The 17,076-nt window shown below is 71.6% G+C and carries 14 protein-coding genes; 10 read left to right on the top strand and 4 right to left on the bottom strand.

Going from position 1 to position 17,076, the window contains the following annotated elements; all coding sequences use genetic code 11:
• Positions 1-5: 5 nt before the first annotated feature.
• Positions 6-998, bottom strand: coding sequence for a substrate-binding domain-containing protein (locus tag D3272_RS21770; RefSeq protein ID WP_165361465.1), 993 nt, complete (start codon positions 996-998; stop codon positions 6-8).
• 273 nt (positions 999-1,271) lie between these two features.
• On the opposite strand from D3272_RS21770, the gene D3272_RS21765 reads away from it, so the two are divergent.
• The 4 genes from D3272_RS21765 (at position 1,272) to D3272_RS21750 (ending at position 4,563) form a co-directional block, all read left to right on the top strand.
• Positions 1,272-2,246, top strand: coding sequence for a LacI family DNA-binding transcriptional regulator (locus D3272_RS21765; protein WP_165361464.1), 975 nt, complete (start codon positions 1,272-1,274; stop codon positions 2,244-2,246).
• Between the two features lie 294 nt (positions 2,247-2,540).
• Positions 2,541-3,542 carry an NAD(P)H-quinone oxidoreductase gene (locus D3272_RS21760; RefSeq protein WP_129221315.1) on the top strand — a complete coding sequence of 334 codons (1,002 nt, stop codon included), beginning with the start codon at positions 2,541-2,543 and terminating at the stop codon, positions 3,540-3,542.
• A 2-nt stretch (positions 3,543-3,544) separates the two neighbouring features.
• Positions 3,545-3,739, top strand: a complete 195-nt coding sequence (locus D3272_RS21755; protein ID WP_129221314.1) for a DUF1192 domain-containing protein — start codon at positions 3,545-3,547, stop codon at positions 3,737-3,739.
• On the top strand, positions 3,736-4,563 hold the full coding sequence (locus D3272_RS21750) for an alpha/beta hydrolase (RefSeq protein WP_207210280.1): 828 nt from the start codon (positions 3,736-3,738) through the stop codon (positions 4,561-4,563). The genes D3272_RS21755 and D3272_RS21750 overlap by 4 nt, the downstream gene beginning before the upstream one ends.
• 102 nt (positions 4,564-4,665) lie before the next feature.
• Here the strand turns inward: D3272_RS21750 and D3272_RS21745 are convergent, their stop codons facing one another.
• Positions 4,666-6,927: a xanthine dehydrogenase family protein molybdopterin-binding subunit gene (locus D3272_RS21745; RefSeq protein WP_129221313.1), complete on the bottom strand. Its 2,262-nt coding sequence runs from the start codon at positions 6,925-6,927 to the stop codon at positions 4,666-4,668.
• 11 nt (positions 6,928-6,938) lie between these two features.
• Positions 6,939-7,394 (bottom strand): (2Fe-2S)-binding protein, encoded by a 456-nt coding sequence (locus D3272_RS21740; RefSeq protein WP_129221312.1) that lies wholly within the window; start codon positions 7,392-7,394, stop codon positions 6,939-6,941.
• 387 nt (positions 7,395-7,781) lie between these two features.
• On the opposite strand from D3272_RS21740, the gene rimP reads away from it, so the two are divergent.
• From rimP to truB, 6 genes are all read left to right on the top strand, one after another.
• Positions 7,782-8,570 carry a ribosome maturation factor RimP gene (gene rimP / locus D3272_RS21735; RefSeq protein WP_245496717.1) on the top strand — a complete coding sequence of 263 codons (789 nt, stop codon included), beginning with the start codon at positions 7,782-7,784 and terminating at the stop codon, positions 8,568-8,570.
• A 40-nt stretch (positions 8,571-8,610) separates the two neighbouring features.
• A complete protein-coding gene (nusA, locus tag D3272_RS21730; RefSeq protein ID WP_129221310.1) occupies positions 8,611-10,209 on the top strand; it encodes a transcription termination factor NusA in 1,599 nt (532 codons plus the stop codon).
• 22 nt (positions 10,210-10,231) lie between these two features.
• Positions 10,232-10,999 carry an RNA-binding protein gene (locus tag D3272_RS21725; protein ID WP_129221309.1) on the top strand — a complete coding sequence of 256 codons (768 nt, stop codon included), beginning with the start codon at positions 10,232-10,234 and terminating at the stop codon, positions 10,997-10,999.
• A 76-nt stretch (positions 11,000-11,075) separates the two neighbouring features.
• Positions 11,076-14,297 (top strand): translation initiation factor IF-2, encoded by a 3,222-nt coding sequence (infB, locus tag D3272_RS21720; RefSeq protein WP_129221308.1) that lies wholly within the window; start codon positions 11,076-11,078, stop codon positions 14,295-14,297.
• Between the two features lie 200 nt (positions 14,298-14,497).
• Positions 14,498-14,908 carry a 30S ribosome-binding factor RbfA gene (gene rbfA / locus D3272_RS21715; RefSeq protein ID WP_129221307.1) on the top strand — a complete coding sequence of 137 codons (411 nt, stop codon included), beginning with the start codon at positions 14,498-14,500 and terminating at the stop codon, positions 14,906-14,908.
• 4 nt (positions 14,909-14,912) lie between these two features.
• Positions 14,913-15,851 carry a tRNA pseudouridine(55) synthase TruB gene (gene truB, locus D3272_RS21710; protein WP_129221306.1) on the top strand — a complete coding sequence of 313 codons (939 nt, stop codon included), beginning with the start codon at positions 14,913-14,915 and terminating at the stop codon, positions 15,849-15,851.
• A gap of 33 nt (positions 15,852-15,884) precedes the next feature.
• On the opposite strand, the gene D3272_RS21705 is transcribed toward truB, so the two are convergent.
• Entirely contained in the window at positions 15,885-16,901 is a 1,017-nt protein-coding gene (locus D3272_RS21705; RefSeq protein WP_129221305.1) for a TRM11 family methyltransferase, read from the bottom strand.
• Between the last annotated feature and the right edge of the window lie 175 nt (positions 16,902-17,076).

The following is a 17,076-nucleotide window of genomic DNA, read 5'->3' as shown; positions in this document are numbered from 1 at the left end:
CCCCGTCACATCGCGCCGCGGTAGGGTGAGACGCCGGGCTTCAAGGCTTCGCCGACGTTGTCCTTCGTGATCGTGAGCGGTCCGGTGGTGACGACGCCGATGGGATGCATGCCGTACTTCAGGTACTGCGCGGCGATCTGTACGCCGTAGTAGGCCTGCAGGTAGGGTTGCTGGTCGAGATCGAAGGCGAGCTTGCCGTCGCGTAAGGCTTCCAAGGTCTGCCGCGAAAAGTCGGACGTGCCGACCTTGACGCGCGCCGCAGCGTCGTTGTCCTCGACGGCCTGGAGGGCGTTCGCCGCGATGCCGGACCCCAGCGTGTAGAGGGCATCGACCGACCGATCCGACATCAGTTCGCCGGCGATGGCCTGCACGATCTGCTGCGGGTTGCCCTGGCTCGAGTAGGGAAGGCTCAGCACCTTCGCCCGGCCCCCGCCCGCCTCCATGCCGGCCTTGAAGCCGGAACACCGGCTCTCGGTGCCGGGGTTGCCCGGGACGTGGTTGACGCAAAGACCGCTCTTCGCGCCATTCGCCAGATGCAGCTCTGCCGCCTTGCGACCCGTCGCGGTGGCGTCCTCGCCCACATAGGACACGGCGCCGAGTTCCGACCAGTTGCCGCTGCCCGTGTTGACGATCACCACCTTGATGCCGGCCGCCACCGCGGCGCGGATGCCCTCGTTCTCCGCATCCGGAATGAAGTTGCCGATCACCATGGCATCGGGCCGGCGCGCAGCCCCGACGTCGATCAGTCGAGCGAGGTCCTGCGCCAGGTTGTCGAAGCCGTTCGGCGCCGTGTATTCGAATTCGACGTTCGAGGCTTTTGCAGCGTCCTTCGCTCCCTTCTCCATCGCGCTGAAGAACGGGTCGCCGAGCGGCCCGAGCACCGCGATGATCTTCAGTGGGCGGTCCTGCGCCTCGGCGGCATGGACCGCGCCCGCGATCGCCGCCGCACTTGCGAGGCAGGTGAAAAGACTGCGGAATGCTCGACGGCCACGCGTCATAGGACCCTCCCGATCAGTTCCACGGCCCTCTTCCGGAGCAGTGTGCCGTGAGGTTCGCACAAGGCGGAAACCTTGTCTACACGTGTAGACGGAGGCGTGGCGAACTCCGGATCCCCCGGGTCCGATCGCGCTCGATCGACCGTGCCCATCGGGTCGTGCGACCTCTGGCTCATGCGATCAGCTCTGGGCCACGGCGGGATCGAGGTTGTTCGCCCTCGCGGAGTCATGCGACAGCGAGGCATGACGATCCGAACGCGAGCGACACGCCTCGATGTGGCCCGCCTGGCCGGCGTCTCGTCGGCTGTGGTGTCCTACGTCGTGAACAACGGTCCGAAGCCGGTCGCCGCCACGACGCGTCACCGCGTGCTCGAGGCGATCCGGGCGCTCGACTATTACCCGGACGAGGCGGCGCGGCGGCTGCGCGGGGTCGGCGGTTCGACGATCGGGTATCTGGTGCCGGACATCCGCAACCCGTTCTTCGCCGACATGACCGCGGCGTTCAATCGAGCCCTGCGCCTGCGCGGGTACCATCTCCTGCTGGCGGATCTCGGCGACGACGATGCCCAGGAGCGTTCCTACCTCGAACTCTTCCGCACGAAGCGCGTCGACGGCGTGATCGCATGGCAGACCGCTTCGGTGAACGATCTCGTCGACTTCCTCACGAGCAGCGCCATCCCGTTCGTGCTGGTGGCGGCTCGTCACCCCGGCGCATCGAGCATCATGATCGACGAGGAGGCGGCCGCCAACTTGGCCGTCGGACACCTGAAGGCGCTCGGACATCGCCGCATCGCCTACGTCGGTCCGCGTGACGTGACGCACCACCCGCAGTCACGCCGCCCGTTCGTCGAGAGGGCTCTCCGGCAGGCCGGCCTGCCCGTGAACGGTGAGTGGTTCGTGGACATGGCGGCGCTCGACGACGCGCCGACGGCAGCACGCCGCCTTGCGACCGCACCAGGCCGCCCGACCGCGGCGATCGTGCACAACGACGCCTTCGCGATCCGGATCGTTTCGAACCTGATCGAACTCGGATCCGCCGTGCCGGGTGACCTGTCCATCGTCGGATACGATGATCTCGAGGCGAGCCGCTACACGAGAGTCCCCCTGACGTCGATCGGATATTCCAAATCCGACATCGGCCGGCTCGCGATCGATCTCCTCCTGCGCAGGGGCGAGGGCGCCACCACGCGCGAAGAGCTGACGCTGCCGGTCGCACTGGTGGTGCGAGCCTCCAGCGCACGCGCCGGCTGACGTCGCCGCCATGATGGGGGCAAAGCTTGCCCACCCGGCACGACCGTCGCGGTTCATCGAGGTGAGCCGGTCGGGCGCGGGCCTGACGAGCGCCGCGCCAGCATGACCGGGCGATGACCTGGGCTGGAGCGATCCGTCGCGCTCCGCAGAGCAAGGCGACGGGTCTTCTGCACGGACCAGCAGATCAGGTCAGCCGACGCTGCCGACCGCGCCTTGCCCCTCCCGCCTCCCGCCTCGCGGCCTTCCCAAGCGCGCCCCGGCGCCCCACCCTTGGGGGGCAACCCCGGAGGCTCCATGACCATCCCCGACACGATGACGGCCATCGCCATCCAGGCCCACGGCGGGCCCGAGATGCTTCAGCCGCAGCGGCGACCCGTGCCGCGGCCCCGGGCGGGCGAGGTCTTGATCCGGGTCGCGGCGGCGGGCGTCAACCGGCCGGACGTGCTGCAGCGCTCCGGCAACTACGCGCCGCCGCCCGGCGCCTCCGACCTGCCGGGGCTCGAAGTGTCCGGCGAGGTCGCGGCGTTGGGCGAGGGCGCGACGCGCTTCGCGGTGGGCGACAAGGTCTGCGCGTTGGTGCCGGGCGGCGGCTATGCGCCCTTTGTGGCGACGCCCGAGGTCCAGGCGCTGCGCATCCCCGGCGGGCTCTCCGCCGTCGAGGCGGCGGGCGTGCCGGAAACCTTCTTCACCGTCTGGGTCAACGTCTTCGACCACGGCCGGCTCCAAGCCGGCGAGGCGCTGCTGGTCCACGGCGGCACGTCGGGCATCGGCACCACCGCCATCCAGCTCGGCAAGGCCTTCGGCGCCACCGTGCTGGCCACGGCCGGCAGCCCCGGCAAGTGCGACGCCATGCTGGGCCTCGGCGCCGACCGCGCCATCGACTACCGGCGGGAAGACTTCGTCGCCGTCGCCAAGGAGGTCACGGGGGGGCGCGGCGTCGACGTGATCCTCGACATGGTCGGGGGCTCCTACGTCGAGCGCAACTACGCGGCCGCGGCCGACCGGGGCCGCATCGTGCAGATCGCTTTCCTCGGCGGCGCCAAGGCCGAGGTGAACTTCACCCAGCTCATGATGAAGCGCCTCGTCCACACGGGATCGACGCTGCGGCCCCGCACCGTCGACGAGAAGGCCGCCATCGCGCGCGCCCTGGAGGCGAAGGTGTGGCCGCTGCTGGCGGCCGGCACGGTGCGGCCGCTCATCGACCGGGTCTTCCCGCTGCAGGAGGCCGCCGAGGCCCATCGCTGGATGGAGCAGGGCGACCACGTCGGCAAGATCGTGCTGGCGGTGGAGGGCTGACGATGGCGCGCGATGCGGCGGAGGACAGGCCGGCCCCGAAGCCGCGGCACGCCATCGGCGAGCCGCTCGACGCCGTCTCGGTCGACGAGCTGCGCGAGCGCATCGCGGCGCTGCACGAGGAGGTCGCCCGGCTCGAGGCGGAGGTCGCCAGGAAGCAGGCGTCCCGCAGCGCCGCCGACGCGGTGTTCCGGCGATGAGGATCCTCGTCGCGGTGCTGCTGGCGGGCCTCGGGTCCGCCGCGGCCCGCGCCGCGTCCCCCGTCCCCGCTCCCCTGATCCCCGCGCCGTCGTGGCACCCGGCCGTGCTCGACGTCCCCGTCCCCGGCGGCGGCACCGAACGCGCCCTGCTGCTCCGGCCGGACCGGCCGCGCGGCACGTCGTTGGTGCTGCCGGGCGGCGCCGGCACGCTGGTGATGCTGCCGGGCGGCGCCGGCACGGTCGGCATCGGGGCGGACGGCACGGTCGCGCGTCCCGACAATGTCGTGATCCGCACGGCCCCGCTGTGGCTGGGCCGCGGCTACGCCCTGCTGATCGCGGATGCGGGCGAGAACCTGCGCGGCGCGCGCGCCGGGACGGCCTATGGCGGGGCGGTCGCCGCCCTGGTGGCGGCCGCCCATGCAGCGGTGCCGGGGCCGGCGGTGCTGGTCGGCACCAGCCAGGGCGCCATCGCGGCGGTGAACGGTGCGGGACGCGCCGACGTCGCCGGCCTCGTGCTGCTCGAAGCCGTGTCGCGCCTGGGCGGCAGCGGCGAGACGGTGTTCGAGGCCCGTCCCGCCGCCGTCGCGGCACCCGTGCTGGTGGTGGCGAACGGCGCCGACCGCTGCCCCGTGACGCCGCCCGGGGATGCGGCCCGGGTCGCCGCGGCCTTCACGGGGGCGTCCCGCGTCGACGTGCTGCGCCTCGCCGGGCCGGATGCGGGCGGCCGCGACTGCGGCTCGCTGTCGGCGCACGGCTACCGCGGCGTCGAGGGCGAGATGGTGGAGCGCGTGGCGGGCTGGCTCGAGCGCCTCCGCCTTCGATGAAGTCGCTCCGGCTCCGAGTCGCCGAGGCGGCTCCGAGCCGATCCCGCTTTGGCGCGCGGAGCGGCAGCCCGCCGAGGGGCGGGCGCCGGCCGCGACGCCGGGTCAGGCGTTGCCGAGGCTGTCGAAGTCGAAGGGCAGCGAGCGGAGCCGCTTGCCGGTCGCCGCGAAGACCGCGTTGGAGACGGCGGGCGCCACCGGCGGCACGCCGGGTTCGCCGACGCCCGTCGGCGGTTCCTGCGAGGGCACGATATGCACCTCGACCACCGGCATGTCGCTCATGCGCAGCGGCTCGTAGCTGTCGAAGTTCGCCTGCTCGACCACGCCCTTGTCGAAGGTGATCTTGTTGCGCAGCGCGGCCCCGAGCCCGTAGCCGGCGCCGCCCGACATCTGGGCCCTGATGATGTCGGGGTTGATGGCGATGCCGCAATCCACCGCGATGACGAGCCGGTCCACCTTCACCGCCGTGCCCTTGACGGTGACGTCCGCCACCATGGCCACGAAGGTGTTGAAGCTCTCGTGCACGGCGATGCCGCGCCCGCGCCCGGCCGGGAGCGTCTCGCCGAAGCCCGCCTTCTCGGCCGCGAGCTTCAGCACGCCGACATGGCGCGGGTGGTCCTTCAGCATGGCGATGCGGAAGGCCACCGGGTCCTGCCCGGCCGCGTGGGCGAGGTCGTCGATCATCACCTCGACGGCCTGGGCGGTGTGGCTGTGGCCCACCGAGCGCCACCACAGGGTCGAGACCGGCGAAGGCGCGTCGTGCCAGTCGACCAGGAGGTTCGGCACCGCATAGGGCATGTCGGCCACGCCCTCGACGGCCGTCGAGTCGACGCCCCCCTTGAACATCACGGGCTCGAAGGCCGTGCCCTTCATGAAGGACTGGCCGACGAGGCGGTGCTTCCAGGCCGCGACGCCGCCCTTCGGGTCGAGCGCGGCCTCGATGGCGTGGAAGAACATCGGACGGTAGCGGCCGCCCTTGATGTCGTCCTCGCGGGTGTAGACGAGGTGGACGGGGCGCTTGCCGTCGGTCTTGGCCATGATGGCGGCGGCTTCGGCGAAATAGTCGCCGTTCGGGGTCGCGCGGCGCCCGAAGGAGCCCCCGGCCCAGACCGTGTGGATCCTGACCTTGTCGGGGGTGACGCCGAGGGTCGCGGCCGCGACCGCCTGCTCGATCGTCTGGAACTGCGAGCCGGCGTAGAAGTCGTAGGACCCGTCGGCGGCCTTCTCCACCGTGCAGTTCAGCGGCTCCATCGGGGCATGGGCCAGGTAGGGGAAGACGAACTCGGCCTTGACGACCTTGCCGGAGCTTTTCAGCGCCTGTTCGGCGTCGCCGCTCTTCAGCGCCAGGGCGCCCTGGGACTGGGCGGCGGACCGGTAGTCGGCCAGCATCTCGGCGCTGGAGCGCATCTCGGCCTTGGAATCGTCCCAGGCGATCTTCAGGGCGTCGCGGCCCTGGCGCGCCGCCCAGGTGTTCTCGGCCAGCACCGCCACCCCCTGCGGCACCGTCACGACGTCGACCACGCCCTTGACGGCGCGGGCCGCCGCGTCGTCGACGCTCTTCACGGTGGCGCCGAAGCGCTCGGGCCGCTGCATCACGGCGGTGAGCATGCCGGGGCGGCGGATGTCGAGCGCGTAGCGCGCCGTGCCGTCGGTCTTCTCGATGTGGTCGATGCGGTGGAAGGACGTGCCGATCAGCCGGAAGTCCTTGGGGTCCTTGGTGTGGACGTCCATGGGGACGGGCTGGCGCGCGGCCGCCTCGGCGAGTTCGCCGAAGCGCGCCGACTTGCCGGACTTGTGCCGGAGCACGCCCTTCTCGATCGTCACCTCGGTCGCCGGCACCTTCCAGGCGTCGACGGCGGCGGCGATCAGCATGGCGCGGGCCGCCGCGCCCGCCTTGCGCAGCTGGTTCCAGCTGTTGGCCACCGAGGTCGAACCGCCGGTGCCCTGCACGGGGCCGAAGGCGAGGTTGTTGTATAGCTGGGCGTCGGCGGGCGCGAAGGCGAAGCGCATCTGCGACCAGTCGGCGTCGAGCTCCTCGGCCACGATGGTGGGCAGGCCCGTGGTGACGCCCTGGCCCTTGTCGAGGTGCTTGACGATGACCGTGACGGTGTCGTCGGCCGCGATGTGCACGAAGGCGTTGGGGCGCGGCGTGTCGCCCGGCACCGCCAGCAGCGCCTTGCCGCCGCCGGGGGCCTCCTCGGCGAAGCTTTTGCCGCCCCGCAGCACGACGCCCAGCACCAGGGCGCCGGCGGCCGAGAGTTTCAGGATGTCGCGGCGCGACGGTGCGGTCTCGGCGGTGCCGATGGGCGCCGACTCGCCGATGGGCGCCGACGCGCCGATGGGCGCCGACTGGGTCTTGCTGTACATGGCGGGTCCCCTCAGGCGAGCTTGGCGGCGGCGTCGTGGATGGCGGCCCGGATGCGGGGATAGGTGGCGCAGCGGCACACGTTCCCGTCCATGGCGCTCTCGATGTCGGCGTCGGTGGGCTTCGGCGTCTGGCTGAGCAGGCCGATGGCCGACATGATCTGGCCCGACTGGCAGTAGCCGCACTGGACCACGTCGAGGTCCTGCCAGGCGGCCTGAACGGCCTTGGCGACCTTGCCGCCGACGCCCTCGATGGTGGTGATCTCGTGGCCGGCGGCGTCGCCCACCTGCGTCTGGCAGGAGCGCACCGGCTGGCCGTCGAGGTGGACCGTGCAGGCGCCGCACTGGGCGATGCCGCAGCCGTATTTGGTGCCCGTCATGTTGAGCACGTCGCGGATGGCCCACAGCAGCGGCATGTCCGCGTCGACGTCGAGGTCGTGCTGTGATCCGTTGATCTTCAGGCTGATCATGGGTCGCTTTCCGAAGGCGGGGGCGCGCGGACGTCCATATGACGGGACGCGGCCCGGCGGGTCCGAGGCGGGGCCGATCGGCCCGGTACGGAAGGGGCGGATCGTCGGCGACCTTGGAACGGTCCCAATCTAGACGGAAGGGTTCGGTTGTACCATCGGGCGTTTCGGTTGTGCCGACGAGCGCGAGGATCGCGCCGGCTCGGCGCGGCGGCGCTCCGCATGCCCCGCCATCGCCGTCCCGCCTTGCGCCGCCGGGGGGAAAGCGCTACATAACACTCGTACCGACGATCTTCGGTACGGTCCGGTAGTTTGATGAAGAGTGGGCTCCTGCCGGACCCGCTCTTTTGCTTTTTGGGCTTCAGCCCCGGCCCCATGGACAGTGCCTTCTTGACCCTTCCGCCCCCCGATCACGCCGCTCCGCAGCCCGACGCCATCCCGGCGAGTGCCGCCACCGCCGGTGCCGCCGTCGCCGAGGCGCCGCTCGACGAGCCGCGCTTCACGGTGGAGGGCGGCGTCGCCGCCCGGGTCGGCCAGGCCGCCGTGCCGGTGCTGGCCGATCTCGGCTACCGGCTGGTGTGGGTGAAGCTGTCGGCCGGCCCGCCGTCCCTGCTGCGCATCATGGCGGAGCGTCCCGACGGCACCTTCACGATCGGCGACTGCGAGGCCGTGAGCCGGGCGCTCGCGCCGGTGCTCGACCTCGACGACCCGATCACGGGGGAATACCGGCTCGAAGTGTCCTCGCCCGGCATCGACCGTCCGCTCGTCCGCCTGTCGGACCTGCGCCGCGGCCTCGGGCACGAGGTCAAGGTGGAGCTCGCCGTCCCCATGGACGGGCGCCGGCGGTTCCGGGGCTTCATCGCGGCGGTCGCCGACGACGGCCGCCTCGCCCTGAAGCTCATGGACAAGAAGGCCGGCCAGGACGAGACGGTCGAGATCCCGACGCGCGACATCGCCGAAGCCAAGCTGGTCCTGACCGATGCGCTGATCCGCGTCGCCCTCAAGACGCAGGAAACCTCCGGCGAGGACCCGGCCGACGGTGCCGAGGCCGCCCCGGAGGCGGCCGACGCCCCCCGCGGCCCGGGCCGGTTCGCGGACCGCAACAAGGCCAGGCGCGCCGTCCCGGCGGGCGTGCAGACACGGGCGCGACCCGCGCCGAAGGCTCCGCGCGGACGCTGATCCGCCGCCGCCCCTTCAGACCTTTCGAGGAGACAACCCCATGGCCGTCAGCGCCAACAGGCTCGAACTCTTGCAGATCGCCGAGGCGGTGGCGCGCGAGAAGAACATCGACCGCTCCATCGTGATCCAGTCCATGGAGGACGCGCTGCAGAAGGCCGCGCGGTCCCGCTACGGGCAGGAGACCGAGGTGCGGGCCGAGATCAACCCGCGCACCGGCGAGACGCGCTTCTCGCGGCTGCTCCTGGTCGTCGACGAGATCGAGAACGACGCCATCCACATCACGTTGCCGGAGGCGCGCCGCCGCAACCCGGCCGCCCAGGTCGGCGACTGGATCTCCGAAACCCTGCCGCCCTTCGAGTTCGGCCGCATCGCCGGACAGTCGGCCAAGCAGGTCATCGTGCAGAAGCTGCGCGAGGCCGAGCGCGACAAGCAGTACGACGAGTTCAAGGACCGCATCGGCGAGATCATCAACGGCGTGGTCAAGCGCGTCGAATACGGCAACGTCGTCGTCGACCTCGCCGGCCGCGGCGAGGCCATCGTGCGCCGTGACGAGCTGATCCCGCGCGAAACCTTCCGCCCGGCGGACCGCATCCGGGCCTACGTCTACGACGTGCGGCGCGAGCAGCGCGGGCCGCAGATCTTCCTGTCGCGCACCCATCCCCAGTTCATGGCCAAGCTCTTCGCCCAGGAGGTGCCGGAAATCTACGACGGCATCATCGAGGTGAAGGCCGTCGCCCGCGACCCCGGCTCCCGCGCCAAGATCGGCGTCACGTCGCGCGACAGCTCCATCGACCCCGTGGGCGCCTGCGTCGGCATGCGCGGCTCGCGCGTTCAGGCCGTGGTGAACGAGCTGCAGGGCGAGAAGGTCGACATCATCCCCTGGTCGCCCGACGCCGCGACCTTCATCGTCAACGCGCTGCAGCCGGCCGAGGTCGTCAAGGTGGTGCTCGACGAAGACTCGTCGCGCATTGAAGTCGTGGTGCCGGATGACCAGTTATCCCTAGCGATCGGTCGTCGTGGCCAGAACGTGCGGCTGGCATCCCAGCTCACCGGCTGGGACATCGACATCCTGACCGAAGCCGAGGAATCCGAGCGGCGCCAGAAGGAATTCGTCGAACGCACCAACCTCTTCATGGAGGCGCTCGACGTCGACGAGGTGGTGGCCCAGCTGCTCGCCTCGGAAGGGTTCCGCTCGCTGGAGGAACTGGCCTACGTGGAGCCGGCCGAACTCTCGAACATCGAGGGGTTCGACGAGGACACGGCGGCCGAGATCCAGTCCCGGGCCCGAGGCTACCTCGACGCGATCGAGAAGGCTCACGACGACAGGCGCCTGGAACTCGGCGTCGCCGACGACCTGAAGGAGATCGACGGCCTCACCACGGCCATGCTGGTGAAGCTCGGCGAGAACGACGTGAAATCCGTCGAGGACTTCGCCGGCTGCGTGCCCGACGACCTCGTGGGCTACACGGAGCGCAAGGACGGCGAGGCGACCCGCGTGCCGGGCTACCTCGACGGGTTCGAGATGTCGCGCGAGGACGCCGAGGCCATGATCATGCAGGCCCGCATCAAGGCGGGCTGGATCGAGGCCGAGGTGGAAGCCGAGGCCGAGGAGGCTCCGGCCGACGAGGAGATGGCCTGACGCTTCGCGCGGGGGCCCGGGCATGACGGCCGCGACCGACGATGCCGCAGGGGAAGACCCGGCGGGGCAGGGGGCTTCGGAGCAGGGGATTTCGGAGCAGGAGGTTTCGGGGCAGGATCCGTCCGACCCCGCGGCCTTTCCCGACACGGGGCCGGAGCGCACCTGCATCGTCACCCGGCGCAAGGGCGCGCCGGACACGTTCATCCGCTTCGTGGTCGGTCCCGACCGCGCGGTGGTCCCCGACCTCCGGTGCAAGCTGCCGGGGCGCGGGGCCTGGGTGACGGCCGAGAAGGCCGTCGTCCTCGAGGCGATGAAGCGGAAAAGCTTCAAGCGCGCGTTCAAATCCGAGGTGGAGGTGCCGCCCACGCTGGCCGAGCTGATTGACGGCCTCATGGAAAAAGATGCATTGCAGGCGCTCAGCCTCGCCAACAAGGCCGGCCTGGTGGTGGCGGGTGCCACCAAGGTCGAAGGGTCCATCGGGCCGAAGGTGCCGGCCGCGCTCGTCCAGGCGAGCGACGGCAGCCCCGACGGGGTCCGCAAGATGGAGGCCGCGGTCCGTCGCCTTCTCGGCGACGAGGCCGATGCCTTACCGCGCATTCGAGATTTTCGCTCCGACCAATTGGATTTGGCACTGGGGCGCACAAATGTGATACACGCTGCGGTGGCCGGGGGAACGGTCGGCGAGGGTTTTGTGTCGCGAGCGCGGCGATTGAAACGTTACCGCGGGGAACCGCCGGCGCAAGCCGCGGGGCCAGGACGATCTATCGATGTAGAACCTACCAGAGATTGAGCGAGACACTTGCCGAAGATCGGCTTCGGCGCTCGCAGGATTGGGGCACGGACACGGCCCTCAGGACGAATGACTGATGAGTGAACCGAACAACGTTGGCGAGAAGACTCTGAGCGTGAGCCCGAAGACCACCCTGTCGTTGAAGCGACCGGTCGAGCAGGGCACCGTGCGACAGAGCTTCTCCCACGGCCGTACGAAGCAGGTGGTCGTCGAGAAAGTGAAGAGCCGCGTCGTGGCGCCCGCCAAGCCGGCTGCCGCGGCGCCGTCGCCGGCCGCCCCCGCACGGGCTGCGGCGCCCGCCGCCCCGACCTCGCCGGCCGCCGCGGCCCCGGCCCCCAGGGCCGAGGCTCCGAGGGCGGACGCGCCGAAGGTCGACGCTGCCAAGCTGGAAGCCCTCCGGGTCGAGACCGCCAGGGTCGAGGCTGCGAGAGCCGAAGCCGTCAGGGTCGAAGCCGCCAGGGTCGAGGCTGCCAAGGCCGCCGCGCCTGTCGCGACGCCTCCTGTCGCCACGCCTGCCGCCGCGACGACGCCCGACGGCGTCAAGGCCGAGCCGGCCAGGAGCGAGCCCGCCAAGAGCGAGCCTGCCAAGGCCGAGGTGGCGCCGCCGAGCCCGCCCGTGACGGCTTCCGCCGCGCCGGCTCAGCCGGCGTCGGTCGCCACGCAGGCACCTGCGGCCATTCAGGCACCTGCGGCAACACAGGCACCGGCCGCCATGCAGGCACCGGCGGCATCGGCCGCCACACCGGCCCCTGCCGCGCCGGTTGCGGCTGCCCCGCAGCCCGCACGCCCCGCCGCTCCCGCGGCGCCGCGTCCTGCTGCCCCCTCGTCCACCGGTGTGGCGCCCCGCGGCGTCCCGGCGCGTCCCGGCCAGCCGCTGCGTCCCGGCCAGCCCGGCGCCCGTGGTCCTGCGCCCGCCGGCCGTTCCGGCTCGGCCGCCCCGGCGGCCGGCGCCCGTGGTGCGCCCGCGGCTCCTGGCCGCGGTGCCCCGCCGGCCCGTCCCGGCGGCAACCGTCCGCAGACCGGCGTCGTGCTTCGCACGCTGACCGAGGAGGAGCGCGAGGCCCGCGCCCGCGCCCTGGTCGGTGCCAAGTCCCGCGAGGAGGACGACCGTCGTCGCGCCGAGGAGGATGCCAAGCGCCGGGCCGAGCGCGAAGCCGCCGCCGCCGCCGAGCGCGTCGCCGCTGAGGAGCGGCAGCGCCAGGAGGATGCGCGCCGCGCCGCCGAGCTCGACGTGAAGCGTCGCGCCGAGGAGGAGGCCGCGCGCCGCCTGTCCCCGGCCGGTGGCCCGCCCACCGCCAGCGCAGCCCGGCCGACCGAGGGCGTGCTGACGCCCATCACGCGCCGTCCGCCCATGAATGCGCCGGCCCGGCTCGCCGTGCCGCGCCCGTCGCGCTCCGGTCCCCAGAAGGACCGCGGTCGCCTGACGGTGTCGACCGCCACGACCGAGCAGGAAGACCGCACGCGCTCCGTCGCGGCCTTCCGCCGCCGCACGCAGCGCATGAAGGGCTTCGGCTCGCAGGAGACGAAGGAGAAGCTCACCCGCGAGGTGATCCTGCCCGAGACCATCACCATCCAGGAACTCGCCAGCCGCATGTCGGAGCGGGCCGTGGACGTGATCAAGCTGCTGATGAAGCAGGGCCACATGGCCAAGATCACCGACGTGATCGACGCCGACATGGCGCAGCTCATCGCCGAGGACCTCGGCCATACGGTGCGCCGCGTCGCCGAGTCGGACGTCGAAGAGGGTCTCTTCGACGAGCCGGGTTCGGACGACGACCTGCTGCCGCGGCCCCCGGTCGTGACCATCATGGGCCACGTCGACCACGGCAAGACGTCGCTGCTCGACGCCATCCGGCAGACCACGGTCGTGTCGGGCGAGGCGGGCGGCATCACCCAGCACATCGGCGCCTACCAGGTGACGGCGCCGAACGGTGGCGCCGTGACGTTCATCGACACGCCCGGCCACGCCGCCTTCACGGCGATGCGCGCCCGCGGCGCCAAGGTGACGGACGTGGTGGTGCTGGTGGTGGCGGCGGACGACGGCGTCATGCCGCAGACCATCGAGGCCATCAACCACGCCAAGGCGGCCGGCGTGCCGCTGATCGTGGCGATCAACAAGATCGACAAGCCCGGCGCCAAGCCCGAGCGCGTCCGCTCCGAACTGCTGCACTACGACGTGCAGGTGGAAAGCATGGGCGGCGACACGCTCGAGGTCGAGGTTTCGGCCTTGAAGCGCCAGAACCTCGAGCGGCTGCTCGAGGCCATCGCGCTGCAGAGCGAAGTGCTGGACCTCAAGGCGGATCCCAACCGGGCCGCCGAGGGCACGGTGATCGAGGCGCGGCTCGACCGCGGCCGAGGCCCCGTCGCCACCGTGCTGGTGCAGCGCGGCTCGCTGAAGGTCGGCAACATCGTGGTGGCGGGGTCCCAGTGGGGCCGCGTGCGCGCGCTGATCGACGACAAGGGCGAGACCGTCACCGAAGCGGCGCCGTCCTTCCCGGTCGAGGTGCTGGGCTTCTCGGGTGCGCCCGACGCCGGCGACCGCGTCGCCGTGGTCGACAGCGAGGCCCGTGCCCGCGAGATCACCGAATACCGCGAGCGCCAGAAGCGCGAAAAGCTGGCGGCCCGCGGCGCCTCGGTGCGCGGTTCGCTGGTCGACATGATGACCCAGCTCCGCACGGTGGGGAAGAAGGAGTTCCCGCTGCTCATCAAGGGCGACGTGCAGGGCTCGGTCGAAGCCATCATCGCCACGTTGGAGAAGCTCGGCACCGACGAGGTCGCGGCCCGCATCATCCACGCGGGCGTCGGCGGCATCACCGAATCCGACATCACTCTGGCCGAAGCCTCCAACGCCGCGATCATCGGCTTCAACGTCCGCGCCCACAAGGAAGCGCGCACGCTGGCCGAGCAGTCGAAGCAGGAGATCCGCTACTACAACATCATCTACGACCTCGTGGATGACGTTAAGGCCGCCATGTCGGGCCTGCTCTCGCCCACGCTGCGCGAGGAGATGCTCGGCAATGCCCTGATCCTGGAGGTGTTCCACATCACCAAGGTCGGCAAGGTGGCGGGCTGCCGGGTCACGGACGGCAACGTCCAGCGCGGCGCCAACGTGCGGCTCATCCGCGACAACGTCGTGGTGCACGAGGGCAAGCTGTCGACGCTCAAGCGCTTCAAGGACGAGGTCAAGGACGTGGTGGCCGGCCAGGAATGCGGCATGGCCTTCGAGACCTACCAGGACATGCGCGCCGGCGACGTGATCGAGTGCTATCGCGTCCACGAAGAGAAGCGCTCGCTCTGACGGCGCTCCCCGGAAACGGGGCGATCTCGACGGGAAGGCGGGCCGAAGGGCCTGCCTTCCCGTCTTTCGTTTGAGGGCCGCGCGTCGCGGCCGAGCCGGTCGATGGCGAGCGCGGCGGGACGGTCCCGCGCGCCGGCCGGCGCATTCCACGAGGGCACCGCCGGGCGGTCGACCCGACAGGTCCAGGACCAGTAGAGATCATGTCCAGAGCTCATCATTCCGGCGCGCAGCCGTCCCAGCGCATGTTGCGGGTCGGCGAACTCGTGCGGCACGTCGTGGCCGAGATGCTGTCGCGCGGCGCCATGCCGGATCCCGTGCTGGAGAAGCACGTCATCACGGTGCCGGAGGTCCGCATGTCGCCGGACCTGAAGCTCGCCAACGTCTACGTTATGCCGCTCGGCGGCGGCGACGTGAAGGCCGTGATCGAGGCGCTCGACAAGCAGAAGAAGTTCCTGCGCACCGAACTGGCCCACAAGGTCAACCTGAAGTTCGCGCCCGACCTCAAGTTCAGGGTCGACGAGAGTTTCGAGAAATCCGCCCGGATCGACGCGTTGCTGGCCTCCCCGGTGGTGCAGCGCGACCTGCAGGGCGACGACGAGAGCCAGGACTGAACCCATGACCACGACCGAGGCGCAGGACGCGCGACCCGCACGGCCCCCCCGCAGGGTCAAGGCCGAGGTGAACGGCTGGCTGGTTCTGGACAAGCCCGTCGGCATGACGTCGACCCAGGCGGTGAGCCGCCTGAAGCACATGTTCAACGCCAAGAAGGCCGGCCATGCCGGCACGCTCGACCCCCTGGCCTCGGGCCTGCTGCCGATCGCCTTCGGCGAGGCGACCAAGACCGTGCCCTTCGTGCAGGACGGCGCCAAGACCTACCGGTTCCGCATCCGCTGGGGCGTCAAGACCGACAGCGACGACACCGAAGGCGCCGTGATCGAGACCTCGGACCGGCGGCCGACGCGGGCCGAGATCGAGGCGCTGCTGCCCTCCTTCGAGGGCACCATCATGCAGCGCCCGCCGGCCTATTCGGCCATCAAGGTCAACGGCGAGCGCGCCTACGACCGGGCGCGCGAGGGCGAGATCTTCGAACTCGCCGCCCGGCCCATCACCATCCACGCGCTGAACCTCATCGAGTCCGCGGCCGACGAGGCCGTGCTCGAGGCGCATTGCGGCAAAGGCACCTATGTGCGGGCCATCGCCCGCGACCTCGGCGATGCGCTGGGCTGCCTCGGCCACGTCAACGCCCTGCGGCGCACCCGCGTCGGGCCGTTCCTCGAGGTGGACGGCGTCGCGCCGCCCGGCGACGACCAGGACCCGGCAGCCTTTCTGGCGGCGCTGCGCCGCGTCGAGGCTGGCCTCGGCGAGGTGCCGAGCGTCGACATCGTGCGCCAGGACGCGGCCCGCCTGCGCCGGGGCCAGCCGCTGCTGCTGCGCGGCCGCGACGCGCCGAGCGAGGGCATGGCCTATGCGGCCTGCGGCGGCGTGGTGGTGGCCTTCGGCCCCATCGAACAGGGGGCGCTGCAGCCCTACCGGGTTTTCAACCTTCCGTTCTGAGCGGGTCGGGCTCCCGCCCGGGCCCGGACGCCCTCAGGGCGCGCGCGCCACGATCACGTCGCGGCGCTTGATGACCCGGTCGACGCGGTGTGCCAGCGCGTCGTAGGGCGCCTCCGTGACGACGCGCAGCGGCGACAGGTCTTCGACCAGCGCCGCCATCTCGTCGCGGGTGGCCCGGGTGCTGTCCCACGAGAAGGCCAGCGTACCGCCGGGCTCCATCTGGCCGGCCCAGGCCGGCAGGCACCGCCCGAGAAGCTCGGCCAGGGGCGCATTGTGCTGGATGCCGTAGGGCAGGTCCGTCACGACGAGGTGCGGCCGGCCGAATCCCGCCAGGAGGTCGCGCGAGAGCGCACTGTCGCCCGCCACGAGCAGCGCGCGGCGCGGGTCCTCCTTCTCGCGGCCGATGCGGAACTGCCAGCGATGCGCGTCGAGGGCGCGCAGCCGCTCCTCGCGCACGCCGACCGAGACGCGCGCCTCGCGGCAGAACTGCGTCAGGAAGGTCGCGGTGGATTCGGCGTCGCCGCGCTCGCGCTCGATGCCGGCCGCGTGGGCGCCGAGCGCCAGGGCGGTGAACAGCGTGGTGCCGCCGCCGCACAGCGGATCGAAGACCCGCAGCTCGCGCCAGGGCGTCTCGGCGAAGCGGCTGGCGAACTTCGCCATGTTGCACAGGAACAGCGTGAAGAGTTCGCTGGTCTTGCCCTTGTAGCGCCGCACGGCGGCGATGTCGGGCGACAGGGCGTGGGGATAGTCGGTCGCCACGGGCCGCAGCAGCGGCCCCGCCACGTCGCCCAGGCCGTCGTAGAGTTCGAACAGGTTGCCGAGCGTGCCGAGGCTCGCCAGCAGGCGGGTGTCGTCCTCGGACAGGTCCCCGCCCGGCAGCGCGAAGGTGGCGTAGTCCTGCCCGGCGAGCCGCCGCACCGCGATCTCGCCGGCGCGGCGCCCGAGCGGCGAGGCGGCGAGTTCGGCCGGCGCGAGCTCGCCGGCGAGGTTGGCATATTGGGTGCTGCGCTGGGGCGCGATCTGGGCCGCGAGGACGAGGTCTGTGGACATGCGCTGGCTTGGGGGCTGTTCGGAACCATGGAGGGTGGCTCGACCGGAGCCATTGTCGGACGATCGGCAGGAGACGCGCGCCGTGCGTGGCCGAGCCGCGATCACGCGCAGGCCGAGGCCCCGGGCGACAAAACGGCCCAACTTCTCGGGGAACCGCCGGGCGGCGGCTGCACGG

Source organism: Lichenibacterium ramalinae, assembly GCF_004137085.1.
In the GTDB taxonomy this organism is placed as follows: Bacteria; Pseudomonadota; Alphaproteobacteria; order Rhizobiales; family Beijerinckiaceae; genus Lichenihabitans; species Lichenihabitans ramalinae.
This window is presented reverse-complemented; position numbering and strand designations above follow the sequence as displayed.